Source organism: Clostridium sp. MT-14, from assembly GCF_042436595.1.
In the GTDB taxonomy this organism is placed as follows: domain Bacteria; phylum Bacillota; class Clostridia; order Clostridiales; family Clostridiaceae; genus Clostridium_B; species Clostridium_B aromativorans.
In genome coordinates, this window is record NZ_JBHMIY010000041.1 from 19,966 (window position 1) to 27,349 (window position 7,384).

14 protein-coding genes are annotated in these 7,384 nt (G+C 31.0%); 10 read left to right on the plus strand and 4 right to left on the minus strand.

Features of this window, described 5'->3' with window-relative positions:
- Window positions 1-78: 78 nt before the first annotated feature.
- The gene (locus tag ACFHWD_RS18495) at window positions 79-1,008 is read right to left on the minus strand and encodes a type I restriction endonuclease (RefSeq protein WP_378062849.1); all 930 of its coding nucleotides are present in this window, start codon (window positions 1,006-1,008) and stop codon (window positions 79-81) included.
- 91 nt (window positions 1,009-1,099) lie between these two features.
- Window positions 1,100-1,486 carry a hypothetical protein gene (locus ACFHWD_RS18500; protein ID WP_378062850.1) on the minus strand — a complete coding sequence of 129 codons (387 nt, stop codon included), beginning with the start codon at window positions 1,484-1,486 and terminating at the stop codon, window positions 1,100-1,102.
- A 52-nt stretch (window positions 1,487-1,538) separates the two neighbouring features.
- Between ACFHWD_RS18500 and ACFHWD_RS18505 the strand changes: the two genes are divergently transcribed.
- Window positions 1,539-1,712: a hypothetical protein gene (locus tag ACFHWD_RS18505; protein ID WP_179978433.1), complete on the plus strand. Its 174-nt coding sequence runs from the start codon at window positions 1,539-1,541 to the stop codon at window positions 1,710-1,712.
- On the opposite strand, the gene ACFHWD_RS18510 is transcribed toward ACFHWD_RS18505, so the two are convergent.
- A complete protein-coding gene (locus tag ACFHWD_RS18510) occupies window positions 1,709-2,509 on the minus strand; it encodes a TIGR02391 family protein (RefSeq protein WP_236035259.1) in 801 nt (266 codons plus the stop codon). The genes ACFHWD_RS18505 and ACFHWD_RS18510 overlap by 4 nt on opposite strands.
- A 162-nt stretch (window positions 2,510-2,671) precedes the next feature.
- Here ACFHWD_RS18510 and ACFHWD_RS18515 point away from each other — a divergent pair, with 162 nt between their 5' ends.
- Window positions 2,672-2,908 (plus strand): hypothetical protein, encoded by a 237-nt coding sequence (locus tag ACFHWD_RS18515; RefSeq protein WP_190972247.1) that lies wholly within the window; start codon window positions 2,672-2,674, stop codon window positions 2,906-2,908.
- Between the two features lie 20 nt (window positions 2,909-2,928).
- Here ACFHWD_RS18515 and ACFHWD_RS18520 read toward each other — a convergent pair whose 3' ends face one another.
- Window positions 2,929-3,429 (minus strand): DUF4489 domain-containing protein, encoded by a 501-nt coding sequence (locus tag ACFHWD_RS18520; RefSeq protein WP_150358320.1) that lies wholly within the window; start codon window positions 3,427-3,429, stop codon window positions 2,929-2,931.
- A 476-nt stretch (window positions 3,430-3,905) separates the two neighbouring features.
- On the opposite strand from ACFHWD_RS18520, the gene ACFHWD_RS18525 reads away from it, so the two are divergent.
- The 8 genes from ACFHWD_RS18525 to ACFHWD_RS18560 all read left to right on the plus strand — a co-directional run.
- The gene (locus tag ACFHWD_RS18525; RefSeq protein WP_179978435.1) at window positions 3,906-4,067 is read left to right on the plus strand and encodes a hypothetical protein; all 162 of its coding nucleotides are present in this window, start codon (window positions 3,906-3,908) and stop codon (window positions 4,065-4,067) included.
- Window positions 4,068-4,198: 131 nt separating this feature from the next.
- Window positions 4,199-4,444: a toxin HicA gene (locus ACFHWD_RS18530; protein ID WP_150358321.1), complete on the plus strand. Its 246-nt coding sequence runs from the start codon at window positions 4,199-4,201 to the stop codon at window positions 4,442-4,444.
- 76 nt (window positions 4,445-4,520) lie between these two features.
- Window positions 4,521-4,883 (plus strand): toxin-antitoxin system HicB family antitoxin, encoded by a 363-nt coding sequence (locus ACFHWD_RS18535; RefSeq protein ID WP_378062851.1) that lies wholly within the window; start codon window positions 4,521-4,523, stop codon window positions 4,881-4,883.
- Between the two features lie 182 nt (window positions 4,884-5,065).
- On the plus strand, window positions 5,066-5,422 hold the full coding sequence (locus tag ACFHWD_RS18540; RefSeq protein ID WP_150358323.1) for a DNA-binding response regulator: 357 nt from the start codon (window positions 5,066-5,068) through the stop codon (window positions 5,420-5,422).
- Between the two features lie 635 nt (window positions 5,423-6,057).
- On the plus strand, window positions 6,058-6,201 hold the full coding sequence (locus tag ACFHWD_RS18545) for a hypothetical protein (protein ID WP_179978436.1): 144 nt from the start codon (window positions 6,058-6,060) through the stop codon (window positions 6,199-6,201).
- Window positions 6,198-6,368 carry a hypothetical protein gene (locus ACFHWD_RS18550; RefSeq protein ID WP_179978358.1) on the plus strand — a complete coding sequence of 57 codons (171 nt, stop codon included), beginning with the start codon at window positions 6,198-6,200 and terminating at the stop codon, window positions 6,366-6,368. The genes ACFHWD_RS18545 and ACFHWD_RS18550 overlap by 4 nt, the downstream gene beginning before the upstream one ends.
- Before the next feature lie 184 nt (window positions 6,369-6,552).
- Window positions 6,553-6,762 carry a hypothetical protein gene (locus ACFHWD_RS18555; RefSeq protein WP_150358324.1) on the plus strand — a complete coding sequence of 70 codons (210 nt, stop codon included), beginning with the start codon at window positions 6,553-6,555 and terminating at the stop codon, window positions 6,760-6,762.
- Between the two features lie 17 nt (window positions 6,763-6,779).
- The coding region (locus ACFHWD_RS18560) for a hypothetical protein (protein WP_378062852.1) at window positions 6,780-7,384 on the plus strand (605 nt) is incomplete at its 3' end.

Sequence of the window (7,384 nt, forward strand, 5' to 3'; positions counted from 1 at the left end):
CATCTAAGGATTTTAATTCATATTTTGTGTGTGTCTTATCTTTATTGGGTAATATTAATATTTTTTTAGTTCTAAGTGCTAACCTACAAATCTTCTTGTATTATTATCTACTAAGATGCTGAAATAGGATTCAGTATCTTTATATGTAATATGTGATAAATCAATAGTAGTTCTAAAAATTGATTTTATTATTGCATATGCTTCAAGTTCTTCCGCTGTGGTAGAAATTTTATGATTGTTGGCGACTTCTTCCTCACTAGTGTCTTCACTTTCGGGTTTATTAGTTTCTTCTGAATTAGTCCCTTTTAATGTTTCTTTGAATTTGTTGCTCATAGTTTCATTGATAAATTGATTCAGAGATTTCTTGACTATTGGAGTGAATTTTTCTATGACAGAGGATGTTCTTCTTCCTTCATAAATTTCCCCTAGTATATAATTAGCAAAACTTTCAGATGGTTTTTCCGTTTGTTTTTTAAAAAAATCTTTTACGAGGCTTGTATATTTTAAATCTGATGCAGAATTAACTATGGCATCTACATTTAATTCGTCTTTTGAGAATTTTTCCAGGTATTTAATGGAGCTATCTTTTAAATCAAATAAATTAATTTCAAAAAATGGTTTTTCATCCATTTTGTTGGGCTCATCTGGATCTGTATAAAATTTATACTTTATTCCATTAGTTAGAATCCCAAATTTGGCTGATGATGTAGTATAATATCTAAATAATTGAGAAACATGTTTTTCAAGATTATCATTACATTCTTTTGCTTCTATAAGAATAGTAGGAGCTCCGTTTATAAGAATTGCATAGTCAACTTTTTCGCCTTTCTTAACTCCATAATCAGCATCAAATTCAGGGCAAAATTCAAGTGGATTAAATACATCATATCCTAGCATTTGGAAAAAAGGCAATATTAACGACTGTTTAGTTGCTTCTTCTGTTTTTATTTGTTCCACAAGTGTTTCAGCCCTATCTGCTAATGCCTGTATTTTTTCTTTAATTTCCATTTAACCTCATCCTTTCTCATATGTTACATATAATTACAAAATTTTCTCCAGCGGGTAAAAATAAAAACTCAAAATTATAAAATTGAGTAAGTCACTTAATGCTATATAATTTATTAGCTACATTATTGGCAGAAAGCTCCATATATGTATACTGCATGTCCAACCCTATAATGTATCCCATAGTAGGCATATCTTCAGTTATATGCTTTACTTCATGTAAAAAGACATTACATTGAGTTTCGTAATTTATATTGCCATTTAGTATGAGATGATAATTCTGCCGTCTGCTTAAATAAACAAAACCTAATGTATCTGCAGGAATGTTGAAAGCTATATCTCTAGTTTGCTTAAATAGTAATTTTAAATCTTCTCTATCTTTTAATGAATCCCAAAACTGAGCTAATTCAGGGTTGCCATTTAGAGATTCAGCTATTTTATCGGCAGAATCGGTTGCGTTCTTAATATTAGTATTACCCAATAAATAATCTACAGAAACATAGAAGAAATTTTTTTATAGTGAGCATTTATTAATGAACAGTATTTATTATCTTTCTGATTTAGAATTTTCTATATCAAAAAATATAAGAGATTCTATCCTTATAAAGACAGAGGAAAATGCCTATAAATTAGCAAGTGAAGTAGAAACTAAATATAAAGGTTCACTGGGAAAAGTTTCAAAAATTAATTTAGAATGTCTTATTTAATAAGGAATTTTAACTGCGTTATCAAGCTTTCTATGAATGAAAGAAAGTGTTGTAAGTAAATCAACAGCATCTTGTTCAGATATTGGCCAATATATTTTAGCTTCATGAGCAAGTGTATTACGAAACATACTAAATATTCCTACAAGTAGATTTTTAAAGCCGTTTTGTTCATCTTTTTCTGATGGAGTTCTTAAAGAGTTTATGGCAATTAAAGGTTTATTCTTATCAAAAACTGTATAAACTAATTTATTTCCATCAAGAGGTAATCCAGAAATATTGCGAAGTTTATCAGATATACTTTTAGTTGCTTCAAAAACAGCATGAAAGTAATTTTCTTGCAAAAGTTCAGGCTTGCAGAATTTTAATACATCAGTATGTATATGTCTATCATAGAGGACTTTCCTCAATTTGGACGCTCTCTCTTGAGCTTCACTTAAAGTAGTAACTTTTTTAACTAAAGTAAATTTTCCTTGTTCGTTAATTTTTAAGCCTGAGAATATAAGAATGTCATTTAAGTCAGTTAATAATTCATAAAAACGGTCTTTATCATTTACGAACCTTACAGGTTTAACAACAAGTTCAATGAAATGAAGAATATTATTAGCACATTTATCTTGATTTTGCTTCATTTGAAAACAAAAATTGAGTCTTCGCCATTTGGTATTAGGTGAATTCTCATTTATACCGATTTTAGATAGAAATTCAGTTATTTGAGAACCAGTTAGATATTCACCTAATGTTTTACTAATTTGTTCAATAGTATTTTCATCCAATATTATAGTAGAAATTTTAAACACCACCTTTAAGGTGATAATTCTACAAAATAATGCAAGAACCTTTAGAAGATAATGGGAGCTTATATCTATATTTTACTAGCAAAAGGAGACGAGCAGAGTACAATTTCGTATTAGTTTTACTATTAGAATGTTTAATTTCAATATAGAAAGAGGTGGGAACATATGAGCAGATCCATAAGAGACGCGGATATAATTTACAAAAAAGCAAGGATAAAAGCATCCGAAAGTAATGACAAACTCAGAAGTCGAGAAGGAGCTAGTGAACTGCTGGATGTCAGTGTTGGATCGTTACTTAATTATGAAACAGGTGTATGCAAGCAGATACCGGCAGATGTAACCAAGATTTTAAGAAAATGGTATCAATCAAGAAAAGATATGATTAATATACCATTTTCTTAAAAATTATTTATTCAATAGTATTATTTCGGATTATCTACAGTAATTGCTGCTAGCCTTGCAGCGAAAACACCAATATGGCCTGTAATAATAGTCCCAGCAGCTGTTACTGTTATAGTATAAGTGCAGCATCCGTTTAAACATTGGTTACAGTCGCATACAAAAAATGTGAATGTAGTAGAAGCAGGGACTGCGACTGCTTGTGCTAATGCAAAAGAAAACTGTCCGCCAATAGGTATGGGTTGTTGATCACCACAGAATTTAAATACTTGAAAATTTAAAGTCCCTACAACAGGTGCTGTGGGTGAAGTAGGTGTTGCAATTATATTACTTGTGAATTCGAGTTTCGTACATGGATTACGAAATTTAGAAGTATCTATGGTGATAGTAGTGATGGTAGCAGTAGTTCCACCTGGGGTAGTATCAGGTATTATTACCTGACCAGCTTCTCCACATTTTAAAATAACTGGGTGTAGTTTATTGGTTTCACAATTATGTCTATAATCATTTGATATTGAATTCATATATTGATCCCCCTGTTTATAGAGAATTTTAATAATACAATTTGATAGCACTGTGAATTTTTTAAGTATAAGTTAATTGTTAGAATATCCTTATAATATATGATATTGAATAATTGAATAGATGTGATATTGTAGCTTATGAATGTTTTTCACGAAGAAAAAAACCAAGGATAAAAGTCCCTGGAATGAGGTTTAATGTAGTATAAGTTTAAACACTGGAGATTCATCATCTCCAGTGTAAAGTAAGTATCAATGCACCAAGAAAAAACATTTTAATTCATACAAACTTCTTTCAAACATCACATAAACTTTAATATTCTAACATCTTGAGTGAAATGATATCCTTATGAAAATAGTATGTGCAGAAATCAAATTATTATTCTGGTAATTTTAGGAGTTGACAATCTTACAAAGAAATCATGAATATGAGACAAGAAAAAAGTTAGCTTAAAAAAATAATTTTAGGAGTGGTATACATGGAGAAGCTGACAGCTAGAGAGAAAGCTGAAATGACATATAATATGCTGCAGAAACGAAGAGTAAAGAAAGCCAAGGAAAAGGAAAACATGGTGTATGAGGTTGTAGGGGAATTGGTTAAAAAGTGTAATAAGCGTGGCCGTATAAGATGCAGGTGGTGAAATGATTAAAGTAATTGCAATACCTTATATGGTGATAGCTGTAAATAAAAAGCTAGCACTTTTTATTTAAAATATATTGACATCATATATGACATCATATTATAATGATATTAGCAGGAGGTACATAAGAAATGTCAAAGTTTGATAAGCTGATAGAAGAAATAAAAAATCTTTCAACTGATATGAGATTTTCAGAGTTAAAGAAAGTGTTAGAAAGTTATGGCTATTCAGGGAAGCCTCCAAAGGGTGGAAGTAGCCACTGGACATTCAGAAAAGATGGAAGGAATCCAATTACCATACCATATAAAAGGCCAATTAAAGTTACATATGTGAAATTAGTAAGGGATATAGTAGAATCCCAAGAAAGAGAGAAATAAAGTATTGAATATCTAATTTTATAAAAATTAGTATAAACAAATAGGCAATACTATATTCTGGAAGGAGGAGTACGTTTTGAAGAATATAGAATATTATATGAATCTTAACTATAAGATTGAAGTTATAAAAGACGAAGAAGGTGGATATGTATTAAAATATCCAGAATTAAAAGGATGCATTACTTGTGCAGATACAATTGACGAAGGGATAAATCTTTTAAATGATGCAAAAAGAAGTTGGCTTGAATCAGCACTTGAAGATGGAATGTTGATACCGGAACCACTGAAGGAAGAAAATTTTTCAGGACAGTTTAAACTAAGGATGCCTAAATCACTTCATAAGGAATTAATGGAGAAATCTAAAGAAGAAGGTATAAGTATGAACCAATATTGTGTATATCTTTTAAGTAAAGGTGCAGGAATTCAAAGTAAAAGTTAATTAACAAAAAATCGTGAGACAAAAATGAGACAGATTTGATACAAAAGTGGAATAAATTTGGGAAAAATCTTCGTAAAGATGATATATAATATAAAGGAATTAAGGAATTCAATTTGGTGAAAATAAAACATGTCCCCTTTTATGGTTTGGTTGAACTATATTCTTTTTAGGAGAGTGATGTTTTGAAACCCGTTATAGATAAACAGCAGGTAAGGAAATTATATATCCAAGGATTCACAGATTCCGAGGTTGCCAGGAAATTAAATTGTAAAAAAGATACTATTAAAAAGTGCATTCAAAGGAATTTTGGAAGTTTGAAAATAAAACATCAAGTTGCACTGATCCGCAGGCGTGAAGTGTTGAAAGCGGTAAACTATCAGGCGAACAGATATATGGGAGATAGCACCTTTGTAAAAAAGAACAGATCCATATACAAGACAAAGCCTAATGGAGATATAATATTAAATAAAGAAGTCGCTCCGGTTGTTACATGGGACACGCCGAAAAGATTGGCAAATGAATATAAAGATAGATTTTAATACCCTCAATAAATCTGTGGCTCCAGGGTTAAATGGGGCCTCCAATATGGTTTATATGCCATAAATATAATTCCTATATCTTGTAAAAGACACCTGGCTTTTAGTTGGGTGTCTTTAAAAATTCATAATATTTATAAATAGTTAATTAATACGACACTAAGTTGTCACAAATACCATATATACTTATAAGTGTCCTAAGGAAATAGATGCTAGCGAAAAGGATTTTCATAAAGTTTAATTCCCAAAATAAATAGTTTTTAAATATTGTCCCCTTTAAGAATAATAATTAGTGTCTGCGGTTGCAGGGCACTATAAACTTAAATGCAACCATCAGCAAATTCTTTATAAAATTGAACTCCCTTAAGATTATGAAATAGGCACTGTAAGATTAGTGCTTATTTTTGTTTTAAAGAATTTATTATTAAGTATGTACAAGTTATAATAGTTGCTCCTAATGAATAAATACCAATTAATATTTCAGAGTTATCATTGTTATTGGACAACAATCCTACAAGAATAAATGAACCATACATAAAAACTATAAAACTTATAATCCATAAGAATATGTACTTTAGAATTTTCATGAATGACAATCTCCTTTTTATTTAATCATAACATAAACAAAGGTGAGAGATATGGAAAAAGAAAAGCCCAAGAAGAAAAAATTAAATAAGAATGAGTCTGGGAGAGGCAAAGACCTCTCCTTTTTTGATATAGAAAAATTGATGCGGCATGACTGCTACCGGAGGGTCAAGGGTGCTATTAGGAGGGTGAGGTGAAGAAAATGGGAACAGAAAGTATAGACGTGTTATCAGATAAATATACTGAAATAGTTATTGAAACTGATGAAGAAAATCCTACACCCATAACTGAAATAACAAATGAAGACGCTAATGTAGCTAATGGCTATAGGATAAGGCTAACTCCTAACTATGATAGAGATTAGCCTTTTGGTGGAAACGGATTAGCGGTTCAGATAGATATGAAACAGCACAGGCGGTTTTAAATTTTATAAAAAATGGAGGCAAATAAAAAAAATAATTCTAAGAAATTTTCAGATTTTCCTGCCTATATTTCAAAAAGTGCATATATATTATATACACAGAGAAATAAAGTGGAGGGAATAAAGTATGTATACTGATGAGGAAATAAAAGCAATCAAGAGAGATAGAGATCGAGCTAAACAGTTGAATATCTATTTACTGGCAAAATTATTGCAGATATATAAATCAGGTGCAACTCAGGATATTAAACGAATTATATCCATGGCTATTAAAAAAACTGGACTAGTTTATCCAGAATTATTTTCTATAATAAGCGAAAAACCAAATAAAAATTAATTGGGAGGAATGTAAAAATGTCAAGTACAACTATATTATTTATTGTTATAGTAGGACTAGCTGTTGGAGTGGGAGCTACAGTATTGGTACTCCTGCCTTATTTGAAAAAGAAAGGGATTGACACCGGAGAGATATTACAAAAGGTTGAAATCGGCCTGCAGGAGATCAAGAAATATACTGATGCTGCAAAAGCCATAGTACCGGGCAACAAGTTTCTCAATATTTTAAGTATCATAGAAAAGTATGCAGAAATAGGTGTAGGACAAGCAGAACAGCTCAATATATCTTCACAGCTTCCAGCAGACCAGAGGAAAAAGAGTGCTGAGGATTATGTATATAGTGTACTTCAGAAGTTGGGTATAGAAGTTGATGACAATGTAAAGACCATAGTTTCCGGGGTAATTGAAAACAAAGTATATGAGCTCAAAAGTCCAGAAGAGAAAAAGTCAGCTCAACAGACGGCAACTCAAACTCAAATATCGCAGCTTCAAACTCAAAATTCACAGCTCCAAAGTGAAAGAACAAAATTACAACAAGAGAATGAAGAATTGAAAAAGAAGGTTGCTGATATGCAGAGTATTATGGCTCCTGTGCAAGAAGCAACTAATACGGCTCCAGCACA